The organism is Bradyrhizobium sp. CIR18 (assembly GCF_014198295.1).
Taxonomy (GTDB): Bacteria; Pseudomonadota; Alphaproteobacteria; order Rhizobiales; family Xanthobacteraceae; genus Bradyrhizobium.
Window position 1 is genome coordinate 1,486,085 of record NZ_JACIHF010000001.1, and the last position, 21,655, is coordinate 1,507,739.

A 21,655-nucleotide genomic window follows, 5' to 3' on the forward strand; every position below is an offset into this window, starting at 1 on the left:
GTCACTTTTCCATGGCTTCATAGACCAACAGCTTCAATGTCCGCTGCACGCGCTGGCGCTCGGTCGGGGTCTGCTCCAGCAGCACGAAGAACATGTTCTGCTTGGGATCGATGACGAAATAGCAGCCGGAGGCGCCGTCCCATTTCAACTCGCCGAGATTGCCGGGCGGCGGCGGTTTTGCGTTGCCGGGATCGGTGCGCACCGCGAGCCCGAGGCCGAAGCCGAAACCGTCGCCGGGGAAGTAGAAATAATCGCGATCGACGCCTGATTTGGGGCCGAGCTGATCGGTCGTCATCAGCTTGAACGTCTCAGGCTTGAGAATGGTCTTGCCGTCGAGGCTGCCGCCGTTGAGCAGCATCTGCGCGAAGCGCTCATAATCGGCCATGGTCGTCACCATGCCACCGCTGGCGAACTGCATCTTCTTGACCACGGTCGGATCATTGATCCGGCCAACGCGGAAGTCGCTGTCGTTCGGTACCGGCTGCGCCAGCAGCTTCTGCTTCTCGGGAGCGGTGACGAAAAAGCCGGTGTCGACCATGCCGAGCGGATCGAGCAGCTTCTCGCGCATGATGTCGATCAGCGGCTTGCCGGCCGCGATCTCCATCACGCGTGCCAGCACGTCGGTGGAATGGCCGTATTGCCAGAGCGCGCCCGGCTGGTTGTGCAGCGGCAGCTTGGCGATGCGCTCGGCGAACTCGGCGAGGTCGAAATCGCCTGCGTAGAGGTTGGCATCGCGATAGGCCTTGCGGACCAGGCTGTCGCCATAGAAGCCATAGGTGATGCCCGATGTGTGCGTCATCAAATCATGCACCGTCATCGGCCGGTTCGGCGACACCAGCTCGAGCGACTTGGTGCCGTCCTCCGCCTTCTTCTCGACGCCGACTTTCACATTGGCGAAGGACGGAATGTACTTCGAGACGGGATCATCCAACTTGATCTTGCCGTCCTCGACCAATTGCATCGCGACCACCGAAGTGATCGCCTTGGACATCGAGAACAGGCGGAAGATCGTCTTGTCCGTGATCGGCGCCTTGCTGACCACGTCCTGCACGCCGAAGGCTTCGTGATAGACCGGTTTGCCGTGCTGCCGGATCAGTACGGTCGCGCCGGCGATCTTGCCGGTCGCAACCTCGTTCTTGAAGAATTCGCTGATCTTGCCGAGCTTGTCCTGATTGAAATGCGCGCCGGCCGGAATCTCGTAGGTGCCCTCCGCTCGCGCCAGCGACATCGCGCCGAGCGACACCAGCGCGCCGCAGACCAGCGCACGCAGTCCAGACTGTGAAATCATATCCCCTCCCCGGAACATGGCCCCGCGGAGTGTACTGAGCGCGCCATCAGGCACAAGGGCCGGCGTGTCGCGCAAGCGCCTCGGCGTGGAGCTTGGCGCTCGGCTCGGCGAAGCAGCAGAACACCACGCGGGCCACGGACGGCGCCAAAGCGAGCCCTTCGATTGTGGTACGAACGGCGATATCGGCGGCCCGGTCGGCTGGAAAGCGGAAAATGCCGGTCGAAATCGCGGGAAATGCCACCGAGGTCAGCTTGTGCTTCCCGCACAGCTCCATCGAGCGGCGATAACAGGACGCGAGCAGATCGTCCTCTCCGAGCGTGCCGCCATTCCAGACCGGTCCGACGGTGTGGATCACATGGGCAGCCTTGAGCCGGTAGCCTTTGGTGACCTTGGCATCACCCGTCTTGCAGCCGTGGAGCATGCGGCATTCGGCGACCAGATCGGGCCCCGCCGCCCGATGGATCGCACCATCCACGCCGCCCCCACCAAGGAGCGACGTGTTGGCCGCGTTGACGATGGCATCAACGCTCAGTGTGGTGATGTCTGCGACAATGACCTCGAGCTCGGCGCCGCCAATCCGGCGCGTCAGCTGGGTCACCTATCAGGCCGCGACGACGACGCCCTTCTCGGTGAAAAGCTGCTGCAATTCACCGGCCTGGAACATCTCGCGGACGATGTCGCAGCCGCCGACGAACTCGCCCTTCACATAGAGCTGCGGGATGGTCGGCCAGTTGGAGAAGGTCTTGATGCCGTTGCGCAGTTCGGCGGATTCGAGAACGTTGAGGCCCTTATAGCCGACGCCGATATGGTCGAGGATCTGGACGACCTGGCCGGAGAAACCGCACTGCGGAAATTGCGGCGTGCCCTTCATGAACAGAACCACGTCGTTCGACTTCACTTCGTTGGCGATGAATTCCTCGATGCTCATTTCCGTATCCTTCTGGGGCGGAGCCCCCACCAATCAATTCGGGCTGGCTCCGCCGATCTAACCCGATACCTGCCTATATATGTAGCCCAAACCGTTGTGCATCCAAAGTAAAATGGCGGCGACATGCCCCGCTGGCCGGCTTGCCCCCCAAGCCGGATCCATAGGCTGATGACATCAATATCATCGCCGGGGAGGACTTTCATACCGTAACGGAGCCCCTATCTAGGACAAACCTCGGTTTTGGAACCGGGCAACGCCAACGACGTTCTCTTGTCCTGTCTGGAGAAAAACGTGACGAAACAAGCCTCCGCTACGGCCGCCCCCTCGCTTTCGTCACTGTCCTCTGCCGGTAACCTCGCCCAGCGGCTGGAAGACGCCTTTCTCGCCGTCCGCAACGAGACCGAGCGCCGGGCCGCGCCGCTCTCGCCGGAGGACCAGCAGATCCAGTCCATGCCGGATGCGAGCCCGACGAAATGGCACCGCGCCCATACCACCTGGTTCTGGGAGCAATTTTTGCTCGGCGAGCATGCGGCTGGCTACCGGCCCTTCCACCCCGATTTCGCGTTCCTGTTCAATTCCTATTACGTCAGCGCCGGCCCGCGTCATGCCCGCAATCATCGCGGCGACATCACCCGTCCCAGCGCAAACGAGGTCGGCGCCTATCGCAACTATGTCGATGCGGCCGTCGTGAAATTCTTCCGCGAGGCGGGGGAGGACAAGCTTCGCGCGATTGCACCGCTGGTCGAGGTCGGGCTCAACCACGAGCAGCAACACCAGGAATTGATGTTCACCGACATCCTGCACGCCTTCGCGCAGAACCCGGTCTATCCGGCCTATGACCCCGACTGGCGCTTCCCGGCCGCGACGCGCGCTGGCGACGACTGGCTGACGCTGAACGAGGGCATCCACACCGTCGGCCATGTCGACGACAGCTTTCATTTCGACAACGAGAAGCCGGCGCATCGCGCCCTCGTCGGCCCGGTCAGCGTCGCGCGCAATCTGGTCACCAATGCCGAGTGGCTGGCCTTCATGCGGGACGGCGGATACCGGCGTGCGACGCTGTGGCTGATGGACGGCTTTGCCGCAGCCAGCAAGGAAGACTGGCAGGCCCCGGGTTACTGGCGCGAGATCGATGGCCAGTGGAACGTGATGACGCTGGCCGGTGTGAAGCCGGTCGATCCCACCGCGCCGGTCTGCCATATCAGCTACTACGAAGCCGACGCCTTCGCGCGCTGGGCTGGCAAACATCTGCCGACCGAGATGGAGTGGGAGGTCGCGGCCCGCGCCGGCCAACTCAACGACGCCTTCGGCATCGTCTGGCAGTGGACCCGCAGCTCGTACGCGCCCTATCCCGGCTACCGCGCCATCGAAGGCGCGCTCGGCGAGTACAACGGCAAGTTCATGGTCAACCAGCTGGTGTTGCGAGGCTCCTCGCTTGCAACTCCGGAAGGCCACAGCCGTATCACCTATCGGAACTTCTTTTATCCGCACCACCGCTGGCAGTTCACGGGACTGCGGCTCGCCGATTACGACTAGTTCTCATCCGACGACAGATGCGCGCCGGACAGCGCGTTCAGGAGAGTATCATGAATGTGCACGCCAGCGCTTTGGCCGAAGCCCATCTTCCCGACGAACAGACCACCGCCTTCGCCCGCGAGGCCATCAAGGACCTCTCGCAGCAGCCCAAAACACTGTCGCCGAAATATTTCTACGACGCGACGGGATCGGAGCTGTTCGAGGCGATCACGCGCCTGCCGGAATATTATCCGACGCGGACCGAGCTCTCGATCCTGAAGGATCGTGGCAGCGAGATCGCGAAGATCATTCCGGAGCACGCCGCGCTGGTCGAGTTCGGCGCCGGCGCGACCACGAAGGTCCGCCTGCTGCTCAACCAGTGCAGGTTCGCGGCCTATGTCCCCGTCGACATCTCCGGTGACTTCCTCAAAGCGCAGGCGAACGGCCTGAAGCGCGACTTCCCGTCGCTCGGCATCTATCCTGTGACCGCCGATTTCACCACGCCGTTCGAGCTGCCGAGGGCGGTCGCCTCGATGCCCAAGGTCGGCTTCTTTCCGGGCTCGACCATCGGCAATTTCGAGCCGCATGAAGCCCAGGCCTTCCTGAAGAGCGCACGCGCGATCCTGGGCCGGGGCGCGCAGATGATCATTGGCGCCGACCTCGAGAAGGATGAGCGCGTGCTGTTCGATGCCTATAACGACGCCGCCGGCGTCACCGCGCGCTTCAACCTCAATGTTCTCGTGCGGATCAACCGCGAGCTTGGCGGCAATTTCGACCTCTCCGCCTTCACCCATCGCGCGATCTACAATCGCGAGCGGCACCGCATCGAGATGCACCTGTTCAGCAAGAAGAGCCAGACCGTGCGCCTGCTCGGCACCAGCTTTTCGTTCCGCCCGGGCGAAAGCATTCACACCGAGAACAGCTACAAATACAGCATCGAGCGTTTTGCCGCGCTGGCACAGGGCGCGGGTTGGCGCGTCCGCGAGAGCTGGACGGATGCGGCGAAGATGTTCTCGGTGCATGCGCTGGAAGTGGCGGAGTAAACGCTGCGGCCGCTCTCCGCGAGAGCGCTTTCCCCGCAGCGCATCCTTCGAGACGCTTGCTCAGACCGCTCCAGGGTCAGTGCTCCTCGGCCTCTTCCGGAGCAGATCCCAGGGACACCGATTCCCACACCGCGACGACGATCATGATCACCGTCGTCGCGACCGAGAGCCAGAGCGGCGGGAGGCCGGCGGCGAACCACCACAGCAACAGCAGCAGCATGATGCCGATGCCGTGCGAGAGCTGGAGGAAGCCGCGGATCGCATGCTTGAACAGGATGGTGCCGATCAGGAACACCAGCGGCCCGCCGATCGTGCTCACGATGGTGCGCACGTCGGAATGGCCGGTCGGGTGCTTCAGCACCAGCTCGTCCGAGACCGCGGTCAGGATGATGCCGGCGATGATCGGCGTGTGCAGATAGGTATAGGCGAGCCGCGCCAGCCGGCCGGATTCGGTGGACTTCGAGATCCGCTCCGAGCCGGCCTCGGCGCCCTTGTGGAAATAGACCCACCACATCGCGATGGCGCCGACCAGTGCGGAGACGAAGGCCATGATGTTGTCCGCGGTCCAGTCCAGCTCGGCGAAGGTCGCGCCGTTGACGACGACGGCTTCGCCGAGCGCGATGATGACGAAGAGCGAGCAACGCTCGGCCATGTGGCCGCCCTCGACGGCCCAGGCCTCGACCGACGAGAAGCCCAGTTTCGGAACCCAGAAGCGCACCGCCGGCGAGACGTACTCCCAGGCGACTGCCGCAATCCACAGCCATAGCCGCGTCTCGCCTTCGGACAGGCCGCCTGCGATCCACAACACCGCGGAGATCGCGAGCCAGGTCAGAATGCGGATCGCGTTGTGGCGGACCGCGGTCCGATGCCGCGGCGTTGCGAACAGCCAGAAGGCCGTGCGCCCGATTTGCATCGCCGCGTAGGCGATCGCAAACCACAGACCCCGCCCGTCGAAGGCGGTCGGGATCGTCGTCGACAGCACCAGCCCGCCCAGCATCATCAAAAAGAGCATGACGCGGACCGGCGTCAGCTCCGGATTGAGCCAGTTGGTGACCCAGGCGGTATAGACCCACACCCACCACACCGCGAGAAACAGCACCGTGACGTGCACTGCGCCGAGCGGCGTGAAATGGTGCAGCAGCGTATGCGACACCTGCGTGACGGCGAAGACGAAGACGAGGTCGAAGAACAGCTCGACATTGGTGACGCGGCTGTGCTGGTTCGGCACGATGACGCGAAACATCGCGCCGCGAGAATTGTCCGCAGCCATCGTCGTCCCCCGTCGCGCGATCAGATCAAGCGCCCGGCACGCCAGTTTGCAGCGCCAGCGCGTGCAGCACGCCGCCCATCTGGCCGCGCAGGGACTGATAGACGATCTGGTGCTGCTGGACGCGGGATTTGCCGCGGAAAGATTCCGAGATCACGGTCGCGGCATAGTGGTCGCCGTCGCCGGCGAGGTCACGGATGGTCACCTCGGCATCGGGGATCGCTGCCTTGATCATCGCCTCGATATCGTGGGCGTCCATGGGCATTCGGGTCTTGCTCCTTCTGGTCTCGAATCGCTGCCGGGGTCCCCTCTCCGGCAGGGCCAAACTTAGCGTGAACGGACTTCTGCGTCACGCTTTCCGGCACTATATCCATGATCCCATCAGGATAAAGGCACGACAAAGTGCCGCGCGCGGCAGATTGATCGAAAAGGTGTGAAATCATGAAGCTTCCAGGGCCCGACCATCCCATCACCATCACCCCAAATCCCCGCCGCGTCCGTGTCACCGCGGGCGACATCGTGATCGCCGAAACCAGCAAGGCGCTGACGCTGAAGGAGGCCAGATATCCGGCGGTGCAATATGTGCCGCGGGAGGACACCAACATGGCCCTGCTGGCGCGTACCGACCGCGTCACCCACTGCCCCTACAAGGGGGATGCGAGCTATTACAGCGTCAAGGCCGACGGCAAGGTGCTCGATAATGCGATCTGGACCTACGAGACGCCCTTTCCCGCGATGAGCGAGATTTCCGGCCATCTCGCCTTCTATCCGGATAAGGTGAAGATCGAGGAAGTGGGGTAGGCGCACGCGCTGTGACGCCGGGGCGATCCTGGATCGCCTCCTTCCAGTCGACACAAGGCACGAGATGCCGCGCCGGGCCGCAAGACTGATTGGGGTCTCGTTGCTGGGATTGTCCGGCATCCTTGTTGTGCTCGCTGCTGCCGGGCTGGGTTTTCGTGCCTATCGTCAGCACCTTGCTGCCCAAACTCTCGCGATCCGCTCTCCTGCCGGCGTGCAGGAGGGAGAGTTCATCGAGATCGGCGGCATCAAGCAATGGATTCAAATCCGCGGCGAGGATCGGGATAACCCGGTTCTCCTGTTCGTCCCCGGCGGCTCCACCCTGCCGATCTCCTCGGGTTGGCGCGCCTGGGAGAAGCATTTCACCGTCGTGCAGTGGGACCAGCGCGGCACTGGACGCACCTTTGGCGCGGCTGGAGACGCGCTCGGCCCCACGATGACACTGGAGCGGATGACGCAAGACGGCATCGAATTGGCCAAGTACCTGCGCACGCATTTGCACAAGGACAAGATCGTCCTGGTCGGGCATTCCTGGGGCTCATTCCTGGGAATTCGGATGGCGAAGCAACGTCCGGATCTGTTCTCGGCCTATGTCGGCACGGGCCAGGTGGTCGGCAGGGCAACCTTTGAGAAGGCCTTCGAGCTCACGATCGCGCGCCTGCAGCGGCTTGCGGCAGCGGCCAACAACAAGGAGGCTCTGGCCGAGTTGGCGCCGATCGCTTCGCAGCCGGTCCTCACCCCGGAGAATCGCCTGATTGCGGACAAATGGAGCAATGTGCTGGGTCTGCCGCTCGCCGACGGCTTCCAGCTGGCCGGTCCCATCCCCCCGCTCTTCATGCCGGACGTGTCGCTGCTTGACCTGTACAATTGGCGGAAGGGCGCCGCCTTCTCGGCAAAGTACCTGACGGGACGGAACGGGCCGATGTTTCAGAGCGACATGGCCTCAATGGGGTTCGAGTTTTCAATACCCATGTTCTTCATCGAGGGCGATGCAGACGCCGTGACGCCGGGAGGACCCGCCGAGCAATTTTTCAACCTGATCACGGCCCCGCATAAGGAATTCGTCTGGATTCGCGGCGGAGACCATTTCATTCCGTTCGATCGCCCCGATGAGTTCTTGGCGGAGCTGGTGGCTCGCATAAGACCGTTCGCAAGCCATTGACGGCCTGCGCCTGGGGGCCGGCGCCCGTTCCGGTCCGACCTACTGCCCGCTACGCCCTGAAGATCGTGAGCCCCAATATCAGCAGCACCAGGAAGATCACGACGAAGACGTAGAACAGGAAGCGGGCGATATCGGCGGAGACGGTCGAGATGCCGGTGAAACCGAGCACGCCGGCTACGATCGAGACGAGTAGGAAGATCAGCGCCCATTTCAGGATCGTCATTGCCAGCTCCGAATTGTGCCGCTTGTCGCGGACGTCAGCCCCTTCCCTTCGGCGGACGCTAACTTCGCTGCGCGGAACTGGTTCCTACGGGTGTCAGGACCCAAGTCGGGCTCAAGTGGGGCTCAACTACCGCGCAAACGAGCCTTGCTGAATCCGGCTCGCGGCGGCACAGTCCAGCCCGGGGCAGGAGTGCGGGGGCGACCAAGATGACGATGGCAGATTCAGCGACGATCGGCGCGGAGGTGCATGCCGCGCCGAAGAGCAAGGCGCGCAATTTGGCGATTGATCGCGCCCGCACCTTCCTGACTCTGGTGGTGCTGCTGCATCACGCGGTGATCCCCTATACCTATTTCGGTCATACCGATCCGAAGTACTTCTTCGGCTTCGACATGATCGTGCTCGCCACCGACAGTTTCTTCATGGCGATGTTCTTCTTCCTGTCGGGGCTGTTCGCCTGGTCTGGCATCGCCCGGAAGGGAGCACGGAGCTATTTGGCAGATCGCCTGCTTCGGCTTGGCTTACCCTTCGCGATCTGCGCCCTTACGGTCATTCCGCTCGCCTACTACGCGATCTCCCTGCGGCAGCATCCCGAGATCGGCTTTTCGGAATTCTGGTGGAATATGGTCACGAAGGGCCCGTGGCCGAGCGGGCCGATTTGGTTCCTTTGGGTCTTGTTCGCTTTCGACCTGGTTGCCTGCCTGCTGCACCGGCTGTCGCCCAATCTGCTCGATCCGATCAATCGCCTCTCGCTATACGGTCGCCGTCGGCCCGCCGTGTTCTTCGCGGTCATGCTTGCCGTCACCGCGGCGTTCTACATTCCCGGGAGGGTTCACTTCGGACCAAGCAGTTGGTTCGAGTTCGGGCCGTTCTCGGTCCAGCACGGGCGCGTGATGCTCTACGCGACCTACTTCTTTTTCGGTGCAGGCATCGGCGTTGCGCAAATGGATCGCGGGCTGCTCGCTGTCGACGGCCGGATGGCAAAGGTCAGCTGGGACTGGATGGTGCTGGCGATCGTTCCGTATTGCCTCTTGTGGGTGCTGATCTTTATCAAGCGCGAAATACTGGGCAACCCGTCGCCGTTGCCGGACTGGTATGAAGCGCTCTATGCCATCTGCTTCACTGTCTTCAGCGTGGCCATCATGTTTCTGATCCTGGCCTTTTTCCAGAGGTTCAGGCAATCAGGCTCAGCCAAGCTGCTCGATCCAATGCAGAGCGACGCGTTCGGCATGTTCCTGGTGCACTATCCGATCGCACTGTGGCTGCAATATTGGCTGTTCGACTATGGCCTGCCGGCGATCGTCAAGGCCACGATCGGATTTGTACTGACAGTCATGGCGAGCTGGGCGCTGACGCGAGCGTTGCGGCAGATGCCGGGCGCGACGAAGGTGCTTTGAGGAAGCGGCACCGGCCTCCTATCGTCGTTGCGAGCGCAGCGAAGCAATCCATCTCACCGCAGGCAGCAGTGTGGATTGCGTCGTCGCGGAGCCTGTCATCGGGCCCGCCAAAGGCGGGACCCGGTGGCTCCTCGCAATGACGGATGGCGTCGCTACGCCGCCTTCCCACCCATATATTCCGGCAGCCAGCGCTCGAACGACTTACGGAGCGCATCGATCGCCACGGGCGCTTCGCCCGCGATCGCGATCGCATCGCCGCCGGTGGTGCCGATCCGCACGCAGGGCACTTCGCAGCCGCGCATCTTGGCGAGCACGCGGCCGGCTTCGGTTTCCGGCACGGTGACGAGATAGCGCGCCTGGTCCTCACCGAACCAATAGGCCTGCGAGATCAGCGAGGTCGGCGCCGCCAGCAGCTTGGCCCCGATGCCGCCCGCCATCGCCATCTCGGCCAGCGCGATCAACAGACCGCCGTCGGAGAGGTCGTGCACGGCGGTTGCGGTACCGCCATGGATCATGCCGCGCACGCAATCGCCGTTGCGCTTCTCGGCGGCGAGATCGACCGGCGGCGGCGCGCCCTCCTCGCGACCGCAGATATCGCGCAGGTAAACGGACTGGCCGAGCCAGCCATGGGTCTCGCCCACCAGGAGGATCGCTTCGCCCTCGGCCTTGAAGGCGAGCGAGGCAGATTTGGTGAAATCGTCGAGCAGGCCGACGCCGCCGATCGAGGGCGTCGGCAGGATCGCGCGGCCGTTGGTCTCGTTGTAGAGCGAGACGTTGCCCGAGACGACCGGAAAGTCCAGCGTGCGGCAGGCTTCCGAGATGCCCTTCAGGCAGCCGACGAACTGGCCCATGATCTCGGGCCGCTCAGGATTGCCGAAATTGAGATTGTCGGTGATCGCGAGCGGCTTGCCACCGACCGCGGTGATGTTGCGCCAGGCTTCCGCCACCGCCTGCTTGCCACCCTCAAACGGATCCGCCTCGCAATAGCGCGGCGTGACGTCGACGGTGAGCGCGAGGCCCTTCGGCCCGTCCTCGACGCGCACGACCGCTGCATCGCCGCCGGGACGCTGCATGGTGTTGCCGAGAATGACGTGGTCGTACTGCTCCCAGACCCAGCGCTTAGAGCACATGTCAGGCGAGCCGATCAGCTTCTCCAGCGCAGGCCCGAGGCCCATCGGCGCCGGCACGTCGCGCGCATGCACGACCGGCAACGCGGCGGAGGGGACATGCGGACGGTCGTAGAGCGGCGCCTCGTCGCCGAGTTCCTTGATCGGCAGATCGGCCATGACGTCACCGCCATGCTTGACGACGAAGCGCTTGCTCGGCGTGGTGTAGCCGACCACGGCAAAGTCGAGGCCCCACTTCTTGAAGATCGCCTCGGCTTCCTTTTCCTTCTCGGGCTTGAGCACCATGAGCATGCGCTCCTGGCTTTCCGAGAGCATCATCTCGTAGGCGCTCATGCCGGTCTCGCGGGTCGGCACCGCATCGAGATCGAGGTCGACGCCGAGGTCGCCCTTGGCGCCCATCTCGACGGCCGAGCAGGTCAGGCCCGCCGCGCCCATGTCCTGGATCGCGATGACGCAGCCCTTCTCCATGATCTCGAGGCAGGCTTCGAGCAGCAGCTTCTCGGCGAAGGGATCGCCGACCTGCACCGTCGGGCGCTTCTCCTCGGACTTGTCGTCGAACTCGGCCGACGCCATCGAGGCGCCGTGAATGCCGTCGCGCCCCGTCTTGGAGCCGAGATAGACGATCGGCATGTTCACGCCGGAGGCCGCCGCATAGAAGATCTTGTCGGCATCGGCGAGGCCTACCGCCATCGCGTTGACGAGGATGTTGCCGTCATAGCGGGTGTGGAAGCGCACCTGGCCGCCGACCGTCGGCACGCCGAAGGAATTGCCGTAGCCGCCGACGCCGGCAACGACGCCGGAGACGAGATGCCGGGTCCTGGCATGCTCGGGCGCGCCGAAGCTGAGCGCATTCAGGCAGGCAATCGGCCGCGCCCCCATCGTGAACACGTCGCGCAAGATGCCGCCGACGCCGGTGGTCGCACCCTGATAGGGCTCGATGTAGCTCGGGTGGTTGTGGCTCTCCATCTTGAAGACCACGGCCTGGCCGTCGCCGATGTCGATCACGCCGGCATTCTCGCCGGGGCCCTGGATCACCCAGGGCGCCTTGGTCGGCAGGCCCTTGAGATGGATGCGGGACGACTTGTACGAGCAGTGCTCGTTCCACATCGCCGAGAAGATGCCGAGCTCGGTGAAGGTCGGTTCCCGCCCGATCAGCTTCAGGATGCGCTCGTATTCGTCGGGCTTGAGCCCGTGGGCGGCAACCAGTTCGGGGGTGATCTTGGGTTCGTTCTTCATGGATTCGAGGCTTTCGGCGGCGGTTTGGCCGTTCTTAGGAACATCGGGGGCTTCCGGAAAGCCCTTTCTGGCGCATTTTCCCGCTGTCCCACGTTTTGCAGGCGGGGACGGCGGGAACAGGAATTGCACGGCGCGGACGGATCGGATTTAAGGGCTAAAGACCCGCAATTGAAGGCCCATTTCCTTGCACGAATTGACCAAAGCGCCCCCGCCCCGCCGCCCCGACCTCCACGTCGCCACCGAGGGCGAATTTGTGGGCTGGCGGACCTGGATTCGCGACAGTTTTGAGTCCCATGTCGGCCCCTTCTGGCACCGGATCGAGGCGGACGGCAGCGTCCGCAGCGCCTTCCGGGTCGAGAAAAAGCACCTCAACGGCTCCGGGAACGTCCATGGCGGCTGCTACATGGCCTTTGCCGACTATTCCCTGTTTGCGATCGCCACCCATGTCCTGGACAGCCGGGCGGTGACGACCAACTTCGCCTGCGAATTCCTCGACGCGGCACGCGAGGGCGAGCTGATCGAATGCACCGGCGAGGTCACCCGCGCCGGCGGCTCGCTGATCTTCCTGCGCGGCAAGATGATGTCCGGGACACGGGTGCTGCTGACCTTTTCGGGCACGATCAAGCGGATGAAGCGGAAGGCGCTACCTCAGCCAAACGCATAGCTCGCCGGCTTCCCTTTTCAGGTCCCCTCGCCCAGACTTCCCGGCAAGCGCTATCGCGCCGGGGAGCAGGAACAAGGTGCCGCAGAGCACATCGGAGGCGAGTCGCGCGACGGCCGCCGCACCACTGTCGCCCATCGCCGCAACCGGCGCACGCAACTGGCGCGACTATGCGCTGCTGCTCGCGCTCGCCTGCTGCTGGAGTTCGACCTACCCGCTGGCCAAGCTGGCGCTTCCCACCATCCCGCCCATCACCTTCATCTCGGCACGCTCGCTGATCGCGGCTGCCTTCCTGTTCGCGATCCTGTGGATGCGCGGCATCAGGGTCCCGACCGACGCGAAGGCGTGGAAGCTGTTCGCGACCCAGCAATTGATCAACTCGACCTTTCCGTTCCTGATCATCACCTGATCGCAGCAATATGTGCCGGCGTCGAACACGGTGGTGCTGGCCTCGACGACACCGATCTTCGCGTTCCTGATCACCTCGCTGATCACCCGGCATGAGCCGGCAACGCTGCTCAAGCTCGCCGGCGCGATTTTGGGACTCGCCGGCACGGTTCTCATCGTCGGCCTCGACGCGCTGCGCGGCTTCGGGAGCGAGATCGTGGCGGAAATCGCGATTTTGCTCGCGACCATCTCCTTTGCCTGCGCCACGATCTTCGGCCTTCGCCTGTCCGAATACGACCCGATGGTGGTGGCGGCCGGCTCGCTGTTGTTCGGCGGCCTCATCCTGCTGCCGCCCTCGCTGATCATCGATCAGCCCTGGACGCTGCAGCCGACCTCGACCGCAATCGTCGCCACCATCGTCATGGGAATCGTCTCGAGCGCGCTGGGCTTGATGCTGTTCTACGTCTGCCTCGGCCGGCTCGGCACGCTGACCACGAACGCGCAAGGCTATTTGCGCATCCCGATCGGCGTCGGCCTCTCCGTGCTGCTGCTCGGCGAGAGCGTGCCGTCCAACCTCGCGCTCGGCCTGCTGCTGGTGATGGCGGGTGTTGCGGCCATGACGGTGCCGGCGGAGCGTCTGAAGCTGCGCTGAAGCACAATGAGCTTGGCTTGAATCGATGCTGGGCCAGCACGGGATCACCTCTCCCGCTTGCGGGAGAGGTCGTATCGCATCGAAGATGCGATACGGGTGAGGGCTCTATCCTCTTGGGGAGTCCCACCGCGGAGATACCCTCTCCCCACCCCTCTCCCGCAAGCGGGAGAGGGAGCCGAGTCCCACCGCCACCGCTCAAGCCGAAATCTGCTTCTCCGCGATCGACAGCCATTCGGCCTGCGCCTTGCGCAGATATTTCGGCGCGCGCCGCATCTGGATCAGGAGCTCGTTGAAGACCATGCGTGCCTCGGCGCTGCGGCCGACCGTTTGCAGCAGCATGCCGTAGCGCACCCGCGCCTCGGCGCCGGGGAAGTAGCCGGCGAGCGCGTGATATTCCTCGAGCGCCTCGTCGAGCCGGCCGACCTCGGCGAGCGCGCGGGCATAGAGCAGATGCGCGTCGGCGGAATCGAAGTCCGGCCATTGCTTCTGCAGATTGTCCAGCGTGGCGAGCGCATCGGCCGGGCGGCTGGCGGCAAACTGCGCCTGCGCCTTGCGCAGCGCATAGGCGGGATCGTGGCCCATCGACAGCTTCAGGATGTGATCGTAATGCGATTCCGCTTCGGCGAACCGGCCGATATTTGCGCACTCTTCCGCCAGCGCCGCACGGTTGGAGATGGTGTCGGTGCCGGCCAGCCGGTCGGACAGCTCGCGATAGCGCTTCTCGGGATCGAGCCGGTTGGCAACACGCTGGCGCGCCTGCCGCGCGCCGGGGCTGGAAAACCATTCGGGAATGAGCTCGACCGCGATATAGGCGATCGCGCCCATCAGCGGCACCATCAGGATGATGAAGGCCCAGGGCCGCAACCGTCCGGTTCGCGAGGCGTGATAGATCAGGGTGATATCGAGCAGCAGAACGACCAAAGCGACGGGCATGTGACATCCGGACAGCACAACGGCAGCGCAAGCCTCCTGATATCGCAACTCATACGATGAAACAACTTTGAGTTGCTGCTTCTCGCGAAAATCCACGATATCGAACGCATGCGCCTTGATGGCGACGAGGAGTCAGTCGTCTTGAACGCGATGGAGGTTCATGAATCAGCGGCAGCGCGCCTAATGTCGGGCCGCGAGCTGCGCAGGGCGGGGCACGAACATTTGCATCATGCGCAGTCAAGCCGGCTTGAGCAACAATCCGCTTGCCAGCGCTCGAAACGCGTCCACGGCCTTGTTCAGCACGACTTCCGGATCCTCGGCTGCGGCGACCCATAATGCGGCACCGAGCGCGGCGCCGTTCAGCAGTCGCCCGGCTGCTTCAACATCCAAAGGCTTCACCACCTTCTCGTCGATCAGTGACCGGATCGTTCGCATGGTGATATCCAGGCAGGCGTTCTCGCCGGGCCATTTGGATGGATCACCGAGTACGGCAGGTCCATCCAGAAGCATGATGCGCTGAATTTCGGGATCGAGCGCCATTTCGATATAGGCACTGCCCTCTGCGAGCAGGCCCTGCCACAAGGTTGGCGCCTGCTCCCGGATCGCGCGCAGCCGTTCCGCCATTTCGCCATCGATCTGCGCGACGACGGCCCAGAGCAGTCCCTTCTTGTCTTCGAAATTGTGATAGAGCGCGCCCCGCGTCAGCCCAACCGAGGCTGTCAGCTCATCCATCGACGCTTCTGCATAACCCTGCGTGGCGAAGGCTTTGCGCGCAGCGCGGATGAGCTTGGCCCGATTTTCCGCCATGGCTGCGGCACGTTTTCCCTCGATCATGCGCGACCCATTTCCTGTTGACATACGCCCCGTATGTGAGCGATACACTCACATACGAACCGTATATGAACAATGTCACGACCGGCGCCGCGAGGCAATTCGCGATCCCTTTGAAAGGTACAGCCACATGCTCCAGCGCGAGGCCATCTTCCCCGCTCACCGTCACGCACTTTATGAAGCCCATCGGTATTCTGCCGCGATCCGGTCCGGCGACTTGCTGTTCGTATCGGGACAGGTCGGCAGCCGCGAGGACGGCTCACCCGAGCCCGTGTTCGAGGACCAGGTCCGGCGTGCGTTTGCCAATTTGCGCGCGGTGCTCGCAGCTGCCGGATGCACGCTGGACGATGTAGTGGATGTCACCACGTTTCACACCGATCCTGCCCAACAGATCGATACCGTGATGGCTGTCCGCAGCACTGAGATCGGCGACGCGCCCTATCCGAATTGGACGGCTGTTGGCGTGAATTGGCTTGCCGGGTTCGACTTCGAGATCAAGGTCGTCGCGCGGATTCCTTGAGTCGTGCAAAGCCGTCTCCCGCCAACGGGGGAGCCGGCAGAAGCCGCCTGCTACTTGGCGTCGTCCGCCAGCATCTTCCGGTATTTCTCGACGTCTCGCGTCACGAGCTGCTGCAGCAGCTCCGGCGTATGTTCGCCTGCATCGGGCGCAACGGTCGAAAGGTCGGCAAAGCGCTTCTTCACCGCGTCGGTCTCCACGGCCGTGCGCGCTGCGGCGTTCAGCTTGGCAATCACGGCCGCTGGCGTGCCCTTCGGCGCGAACAGGCCGTTCCAGCCCTGTGCCTCGAATTCGGGCAGGCCCGCCTCCACCGACGTCGGCAGGTCGGGCAGCGTGGCGAGCCGCACGGTCGAGCCGACCACGAGCCCCTTCACCAGCTTCTCGTTGATCGATTGCGAGACCGAGGCGGCGGCATCGCAGACGCCATCGATCTGGCTGCCGACGGCGTCGGTGAGCGCGGGCGCGGCGCCGCGATAGCCGACCAGCGTCGCGTCGATGCCCGCGGCGGTGACGAAGCTCTTGCAGATCAGATAGTTCGAGGAGCCGACGCCGGCATGGCCGAGATTGATCTTGCCGGGATTGGCCTTGGCGTAGGCGATGAACTCCTTGAGGTCCTTCGCCGGAAAGTCCTTGCGCAGCGCGATGATGCCAAACGTCTTCGCGACCATGGCGATCGGCACGAAAGAGTCAGGCGTGAACGGCAGTTTTGGATAGATCGTGTAGGTCGCGGCGTTGGTGCCGGCATTGCCGATCGCGATGGTGTAGCCGTCGGGCTCGGCGCGGGAGGCGCGCGCCAGCGCGGTCGAGCCGCCGGCCCCCGCAACGTTCTCGATCACGATGGTCTGGCCGAGCGCGATGCCCATCTGCTCGGCCACGGCGCGTGCGATCACGTCCGAGGTGCCGCCGGCCGCGAACGGCACGATCATGGTAACAGGACGCTTGGGATAATCCTGCGCGAACGCGCCAGTTGCGAACGAAAATGACGCGAGCGACAGCGCCGCGATCGCGGCGAGTGACCGCTTCAGCCCGAACGAAATCACGCGGCCTTTTCCAGATGCGCGGTCAGGCCGGCGAACAGGCCGCGGCCGTCGGTGCAGCCCATGATGTCTTCGACATGGTTTTCCGGATGCGGCATCATGCCGAGCACGTTGCCCTTGTCGCTGACGATGCCGGCGATCGAATGCGCCGCGCCGTTGATGTTGCTGTCATCGTCGACCACGCCGGCGGCGGAGCAGTAGCGATAGAGCACCCGCCCCTCGCCTTCGAGCCGCTTGATGGTCTCTTCGTCCGCCTCGTAATTGCCTTCGCCATGGGCGACCGGCACGCGGATCACCTGTCCGGCATTATAGCCGCGGGTGAACGGCGTGTCGGACCGCTCGACGCGCAGATGCACGTCGTGACAGATGAATTTCAGCCGCTCGTTGCGCATCAAGACGCCCGGCAACAGGCCGGACTCGCACAGGATCTGAAACCCGTTGCAGACGCCGAGCACGAGGCCGCCCTTGGCCGCATAGTCGCGCACCGCGTCCATCACCGGCGCGCGCGCGGCAATGGCGCCGCAGCGCAAATAGTCGCCGTAGGAGAAGCCACCCGGCACCACCACGAGATCCGTGCCCGCAGGCAACGCCGTCTCGGCGTGCCAGACCATCGCCGGCTCGCTGCCCGAGATCATCCTCAGTGCACGCGCCATGTCGCGTTCGCGGTTGATTCCGGGAAAGACGAGGATGGCGGCTTTCATGTTCGGGTTCCGACGGTGATGGGAATCGGGCTGGCCAAAGGGCCAATTCGTGAAGAGACATAGCCATTTGACGGGGATTTTACCAGTGCTAGCCTTGCCGGACGGCCTTGTGCACAGGCCATAGCCGAGGCACTTTTGCCCGCGATCTTGCCCGGGATTGAAGCCATGAACGTCCCGTCGCTGCCCACATCCCACTCCGAGCCCGTGTCCACCGAGGGCGTCGTCGCCGCCGGCGCCTATGTCGATGGACGCCGTATCGCCAATATCGCCATCAGCGAGGCCTCGAGTTGGCGGGCCAAGCCCGGCCACGTGGTCTGGATCGGCCTGCACGAGCCCGACATGGCGCTGCTCGGCGCGGTGCAGAAGCAATTCGACCTGCACGAACTGGCGATCGAGGACGCCAACCACGCCCATCAGCGACCCAAGATCGAGCAATATGGCGAGGCCCTGTTCATCGTGGCGCGGACGGCGCAGCTGGTCGAGGGCCGCATCGCCTTCGGCGAGACCCACATCTTCGTCGGCGAAGGTTATCTGGTCTCGGTGCGCCACGGCGCCTCGACGTCCTACACGCCGGTGCGCGAACGCTGCGAAAGCTGCCCGCGGGCACTCGCGCGCGGCGAGGATTACATCCTCTATGCGATCCTCGATTTCATCGTCGACAATTACTCGCCCGTGCTCGAGAGCATTCACGACGAGGTCGAGGGCATCGAGGACGACGTGCTGTCCAAGCCGATCAGCAAGGCCCAGATCGAGCGGCTCTATATGCTGCGCCGCGACCTGTTGCGGCTGCGCAACGCGATCGGGCCACTGGTGGAGGTCTGCCGCCGGCTGGAGCATGACGAGCTGTCGATGGTGCGGCAGGCCATGCAGCCGCTGTTCCGCGACGTCACCGACCACGTCCGCAACATCCAGGAGCGCATCGATTCCATGCGTGAGGTGCTGGCCTTCGCCTTCGAGGCCAGCCTGCTGGTCGGCCAGGCGCAGGAGACGGCGGTGTCGAAGAAGCTCGCCTCGTGGCTTGCGATCATCGCGATCCCGACCGCGCTGGCCGGCATCTACGGCATGAACTTCAAGCACATGCCGGAGCTGGAATGGGAGTACGGTTATTTCATGCTGCTCGGCGTGATGCTGACGGCATGCGGCTCGCTGTATTGGCGGTTTCGCCGCGCCGGGTGGTTGTGAGCGAACCACCCCGTAGCCCGGATGGAGCGAAGCGCAATCCGGGAAAGTGCCATAGCGGATAGCCCCGGATTTCGCTTCGCTCCATCCGGGCTACAAAGGCGGGCCTAGCTAAGCAGCTCCACCCGATAATTCTCGATCACGGTATTCGCCAGCAGCTTGTCGGCGGCTTCCTTCAGCGCGGCTTCCGCCTTGGTCTTGTCGGCGCCGGCGAGCTCGATGTCGAACACCTTGCCCTGGCGGACGCTGGCGACGCCGTCGACGCCGAGCGACTTCAGCGCGCCTTCGATGGCCTTGCCTTGCGGATCGAGGATGCCCGTCTTCAAGGTAACGGTGACACGTGCCTTCACGTCAAAAATCCCCTCAGCTCTTCACCAGCACCGGGCCGGAGCCCTGCGGACGCTCGTTCTCCATGAGGATGCCGAGGCGTTTTGCAACTTCAGTATAGGCCTCGAGCAAGCCGCCGAGATCCCTGCGGAAACGATCCTTGTCGAGCTTCTCGTTCGACTTGATGTCCCACAGACGGCAGCTGTCCGGCGAGATCTCGTCGGCGACGATGATGCGCATCATCTCGTTCTCGAACAGGCGTCCGCATTCCATCTTGAAGTCGACGAGGCGGATGCCGATGCCGAGGAAGAGGCCGGTGAGGAAGTCGTTGACACGGATGGCAAGCGCCATGATGTCGTCGATCTCCTGCGGCGTCGCCCAGCCGAAGGCCGTGATGTGCTCTTCGGACACCATGGGGTCGTTGAGCTGGTCGTTCTTGTAGTAAAATTCGATGATCGAACGGGGCAGCTGGGTGCCCTCCTCGATGCCGAGGCGCTGTGACAGCGAGCCGGCAGCGACGTTCCGCACCACTACCTCGAGCGGCACGATCTCGACCTCGCGAATCAGCTGCTCGCGCATGTTGAGACGGCGGATGAAGTGGGTCGGCACCCCGATGTCGTTGAGGTGCTGAAACAGGTACTCCGAGATCCGGTTGTTGAGGACGCCCTTGCCCTCGATCACCTGATGCTTTTTCGCATTGAACGCGGTCGCGTCGTCCTTGAAGTGCTGGATCAGGGTACCGGGCTCCGGGCCTTCATACAGAACCTTTGCCTTGCCTTCATAAATGCGACGCCGACGGCTCATGGGGATGTACCGTGTTTTGTTGAAATCCATGTATTTGGTGTGCTCCGGTTACTAGGATTACGACCCACAGCGGAGCTGCCGTGAACAGCTCGGAACCCGTCCATAACCCTTGGAAACAGAACGGGAACCATGCCTTCAGGCAACCTATCCGATTGGCTGACCGAGCACAATCGATCCGGCCGTCCGGCGCCAACTTATACCGTCTTGCCTGCGGCTTAACGGCCCGTTGTTTTGCCGATTCGTGCTATCTATGTAGGCATGCAGTCGGGTCGCCGCAACGGAAGGCTCCCGCTCCATTCAGCAGGGGATTTGGAACAGGTATGAGCGAGTTCGACAAGCGCCAGGAAGGTTTCGAGAAGAAATACGCCCTCGACGAGGAGCAGAAATTCAAGGCGGAGGCCCGCCGCAACCGGTTGCTCGGGCTGTGGGCGGCCGAAAAGCTCGGCATGTCCGGCGATGCCGCCACAGCCTATGCCAAGGAAGTGGTCGCGGCCGACTTCGAGGAGGCCGGCGATGCCGACGTCCTGCGCAAGCTGACAACCGATTTCGCCGCCAAGAACGTCGCCGTCACCGAGCAGGCGATTCGCGCCAAGATGAGCGAGCTGCTCGCGGTAGCGGCCGCCGAGGTGAAGGCGGGGAAATAATACGTTCAGGCCCGACGCCGGCGCGCAATGACCTTGCGCGCCGGCGGTCTTTTTTGGGCGCCCCGCCTGGCCGGGCCGTCGAACGTGGCGTAGTCGCGGCGGATGGTCTCCAGCAGACGCTGAGCGGCAGCACTCAGGAAGCCGCCGAGACGAGTCACCAGGACAATGTGCTGGTCCGCGGTGAGATCGCCGACGGTGATCGTCGAGATCGCTCCCGCATGCAGCTCCTCCGCCACATGGCTCCGCGCCAATAGCGCAAGGCCGAAGCCCGCCTCCACGAGCCGCTTCTGCGCCGTGAGGCTGTCCACCGCCGTCCACTCCACGTCCCCGAGGCCTTGCGTCAGGAACAGCGCGAACACGTGAGCCGCTGCGATCTCACGGCGGCCGCGCGTTTCCGGGAACGCGATCCAGCGCTCGCCGCGAAGCTCGGCAAGCCGCTTGACGCGCTTGTTGGCGAGCGGATGGTCGGACGCACAGACCACCTGCAACGCCTCGCTCAGCACCAGCTCACTGGCGAGATCGCCGGCCAGGTCGGTATTGTAACGCAAGCCGATCGTGGCCTCGCCGCGCCGGATGAGATCAGAGACCTCCGCGCTGGTCGCGGTCCGCAGGGCAAGCGCGACCGCGGGATTATCCGCGGCAAACCGTTTCATGATGCCCGACAGGCGGCCGTCGGCGAGCGTGCCGGTCACGGCCAGCGAAACCGGACCCGAAGGCTGCTTGGTCAGCGCGCGTATCGCCTGCTCGGCGTCCTGCGCCGCCGCGACGGCGCGCTCGGCATAGGGGATCAGCACGCGCCCGGCGTCGCTGAGCCGCGTACGGCCCGCGATCCTCTCGAACAGGGGCACGCCGAGCTCCTGCTCCAGCAGCGCAATACGGCGCGAAATCGCCGGCTGCGAGCGATGCAGGAATTTCGCGGCATTCGAGACCCCGCCTCTGCGATGAACGGTCAGGAAGGTATTGAGGGCATCGCTGTCCATGGCGAACACCTCATGCAAAAA

23 protein-coding genes and 1 pseudogene are annotated in these 21,655 nt (G+C 63.9%); 10 read left to right on the forward strand and 14 right to left on the reverse strand.

Annotated features, from left to right (window positions below; translation table 11 throughout):
• Position 1 precedes the first annotated feature (1 nt).
• The 3 genes from GGD65_RS07340 to grxD are packed head-to-tail and all read right to left on the reverse strand — an operon-like array spanning position 2 to position 2,216.
• Entirely contained in the window at positions 2-1,288 is a 1,287-nt protein-coding gene (locus GGD65_RS07340) for a serine hydrolase (RefSeq protein ID WP_183234765.1), read from the reverse strand.
• A 46-nt stretch (positions 1,289-1,334) separates the two neighbouring features.
• A complete protein-coding gene (locus GGD65_RS07345; protein ID WP_183234766.1) occupies positions 1,335-1,886 on the reverse strand; it encodes an O-acetyl-ADP-ribose deacetylase in 552 nt (183 codons plus the stop codon).
• Between the two features lie 3 nt (positions 1,887-1,889).
• Positions 1,890-2,216 (reverse strand): Grx4 family monothiol glutaredoxin, encoded by a 327-nt coding sequence (gene grxD, locus GGD65_RS07350; protein WP_018316580.1) that lies wholly within the window; start codon positions 2,214-2,216, stop codon positions 1,890-1,892.
• A 240-nt stretch (positions 2,217-2,456) separates the two neighbouring features.
• On the opposite strand from grxD, the gene egtB reads away from it, so the two are divergent.
• Together egtB and egtD are read left to right on the forward strand one after the other, a co-directional pair.
• Positions 2,457-3,752: an ergothioneine biosynthesis protein EgtB gene (egtB, locus tag GGD65_RS07355; protein WP_183234767.1), complete on the forward strand. Its 1,296-nt coding sequence runs from the start codon at positions 2,457-2,459 to the stop codon at positions 3,750-3,752.
• Positions 3,753-3,802: 50 nt separating this feature from the next.
• Positions 3,803-4,774, forward strand: a complete 972-nt coding sequence (gene egtD / locus GGD65_RS07360; RefSeq protein WP_026201693.1) for an L-histidine N(alpha)-methyltransferase — start codon at positions 3,803-3,805, stop codon at positions 4,772-4,774.
• A 76-nt stretch (positions 4,775-4,850) separates the two neighbouring features.
• On the opposite strand, the gene GGD65_RS07365 is transcribed toward egtD, so the two are convergent.
• Entirely contained in the window at positions 4,851-6,044 is a 1,194-nt protein-coding gene (locus GGD65_RS07365) for a low temperature requirement protein A (RefSeq protein WP_183234768.1), read from the reverse strand.
• Positions 6,045-6,069: 25 nt separating this feature from the next.
• Positions 6,070-6,306 (reverse strand): BolA family protein, encoded by a 237-nt coding sequence (locus GGD65_RS07370; protein ID WP_018316584.1) that lies wholly within the window; start codon positions 6,304-6,306, stop codon positions 6,070-6,072.
• Positions 6,307-6,482: 176 nt separating this feature from the next.
• On the opposite strand from GGD65_RS07370, the gene GGD65_RS07375 reads away from it, so the two are divergent.
• Complete coding sequence (locus GGD65_RS07375; protein WP_018316585.1) at positions 6,483-6,842, forward strand: DUF427 domain-containing protein; 360 nt, start codon at positions 6,483-6,485, stop codon at positions 6,840-6,842.
• A gap of 64 nt (positions 6,843-6,906) precedes the next feature.
• The gene (locus tag GGD65_RS07380; RefSeq protein ID WP_183234769.1) at positions 6,907-8,001 is read left to right on the forward strand and encodes an alpha/beta fold hydrolase; all 1,095 of its coding nucleotides are present in this window, start codon (positions 6,907-6,909) and stop codon (positions 7,999-8,001) included.
• 49 nt (positions 8,002-8,050) lie between these two features.
• Here the strand turns inward: GGD65_RS07380 and GGD65_RS07385 are convergent, their stop codons facing one another.
• Complete coding sequence (locus GGD65_RS07385; RefSeq protein ID WP_018316587.1) at positions 8,051-8,224, reverse strand: DUF1328 domain-containing protein; 174 nt, start codon at positions 8,222-8,224, stop codon at positions 8,051-8,053.
• Between the two features lie 206 nt (positions 8,225-8,430).
• Between GGD65_RS07385 and GGD65_RS07390 the strand changes: the two genes are divergently transcribed.
• Positions 8,431-9,618, forward strand: coding sequence for an acyltransferase (locus GGD65_RS07390; RefSeq protein ID WP_183234770.1), 1,188 nt, complete (start codon positions 8,431-8,433; stop codon positions 9,616-9,618).
• 152 nt (positions 9,619-9,770) lie between these two features.
• Here GGD65_RS07390 and purL read toward each other — a convergent pair whose 3' ends face one another.
• Positions 9,771-11,981, reverse strand: a complete 2,211-nt coding sequence (purL, locus tag GGD65_RS07395) for a phosphoribosylformylglycinamidine synthase subunit PurL (RefSeq protein ID WP_018316589.1) — start codon at positions 11,979-11,981, stop codon at positions 9,771-9,773.
• 184 nt (positions 11,982-12,165) lie between these two features.
• On the opposite strand from purL, the gene GGD65_RS07400 reads away from it, so the two are divergent.
• Both GGD65_RS07400 and GGD65_RS07405 read left to right on the forward strand, forming a co-directional pair.
• Positions 12,166-12,645, forward strand: coding sequence for a PaaI family thioesterase (locus GGD65_RS07400; RefSeq protein ID WP_165637740.1), 480 nt, complete (start codon positions 12,166-12,168; stop codon positions 12,643-12,645).
• 76 nt (positions 12,646-12,721) lie between these two features.
• Positions 12,722-13,681, forward strand: a pseudogene (locus tag GGD65_RS07405) (DMT family transporter).
• 195 nt (positions 13,682-13,876) lie between these two features.
• Here GGD65_RS07405 and GGD65_RS07410 read toward each other — a convergent pair.
• A complete protein-coding gene (locus GGD65_RS07410; RefSeq protein WP_183234771.1) occupies positions 13,877-14,614 on the reverse strand; it encodes a tetratricopeptide repeat protein in 738 nt (245 codons plus the stop codon).
• Positions 14,615-14,851: 237 nt separating this feature from the next.
• Positions 14,852-15,448 (reverse strand): TetR/AcrR family transcriptional regulator, encoded by a 597-nt coding sequence (locus GGD65_RS07415; protein ID WP_049814785.1) that lies wholly within the window; start codon positions 15,446-15,448, stop codon positions 14,852-14,854.
• Positions 15,449-15,575: 127 nt separating this feature from the next.
• Between GGD65_RS07415 and GGD65_RS07420 the strand changes: the two genes are divergently transcribed.
• Entirely contained in the window at positions 15,576-15,965 is a 390-nt protein-coding gene (locus GGD65_RS07420; RefSeq protein ID WP_018316594.1) for a RidA family protein, read from the forward strand.
• Between the two features lie 50 nt (positions 15,966-16,015).
• On the opposite strand, the gene GGD65_RS07425 is transcribed toward GGD65_RS07420, so the two are convergent.
• Both GGD65_RS07425 and purQ read right to left on the reverse strand, forming a co-directional pair.
• Entirely contained in the window at positions 16,016-17,002 is a 987-nt protein-coding gene (locus GGD65_RS07425) for a tripartite tricarboxylate transporter substrate binding protein BugD (RefSeq protein WP_183234772.1), read from the reverse strand.
• Positions 16,999-17,700: a phosphoribosylformylglycinamidine synthase subunit PurQ gene (purQ, locus tag GGD65_RS07430; RefSeq protein WP_183234773.1), complete on the reverse strand. Its 702-nt coding sequence runs from the start codon at positions 17,698-17,700 to the stop codon at positions 16,999-17,001. The genes GGD65_RS07425 and purQ overlap by 4 nt, the downstream gene beginning before the upstream one ends.
• A gap of 165 nt (positions 17,701-17,865) precedes the next feature.
• Between purQ and GGD65_RS07435 the strand changes: the two genes are divergently transcribed.
• Positions 17,866-18,882 (forward strand): magnesium and cobalt transport protein CorA, encoded by a 1,017-nt coding sequence (locus GGD65_RS07435; RefSeq protein ID WP_018316597.1) that lies wholly within the window; start codon positions 17,866-17,868, stop codon positions 18,880-18,882.
• A gap of 104 nt (positions 18,883-18,986) precedes the next feature.
• Here the strand turns inward: GGD65_RS07435 and purS are convergent, their stop codons facing one another.
• Together purS and purC are read right to left on the reverse strand one after the other, a co-directional pair.
• Entirely contained in the window at positions 18,987-19,229 is a 243-nt protein-coding gene (gene purS, locus GGD65_RS07440) for a phosphoribosylformylglycinamidine synthase subunit PurS (RefSeq protein WP_179734149.1), read from the reverse strand.
• A gap of 13 nt (positions 19,230-19,242) precedes the next feature.
• The gene (gene purC, locus GGD65_RS07445) at positions 19,243-20,010 is read right to left on the reverse strand and encodes a phosphoribosylaminoimidazolesuccinocarboxamide synthase (RefSeq protein ID WP_173015815.1); all 768 of its coding nucleotides are present in this window, start codon (positions 20,008-20,010) and stop codon (positions 19,243-19,245) included.
• A gap of 320 nt (positions 20,011-20,330) precedes the next feature.
• Between purC and GGD65_RS07450 the strand changes: the two genes are divergently transcribed.
• On the forward strand, positions 20,331-20,654 hold the full coding sequence (locus GGD65_RS07450; protein ID WP_018316600.1) for a DUF1476 domain-containing protein: 324 nt from the start codon (positions 20,331-20,333) through the stop codon (positions 20,652-20,654).
• 5 nt (positions 20,655-20,659) lie between these two features.
• On the opposite strand, the gene GGD65_RS07455 is transcribed toward GGD65_RS07450, so the two are convergent.
• Positions 20,660-21,634 carry a LysR family transcriptional regulator gene (locus tag GGD65_RS07455; protein ID WP_183234774.1) on the reverse strand — a complete coding sequence of 325 codons (975 nt, stop codon included), beginning with the start codon at positions 21,632-21,634 and terminating at the stop codon, positions 20,660-20,662.
• Positions 21,635-21,655 lie beyond the last annotated feature (21 nt).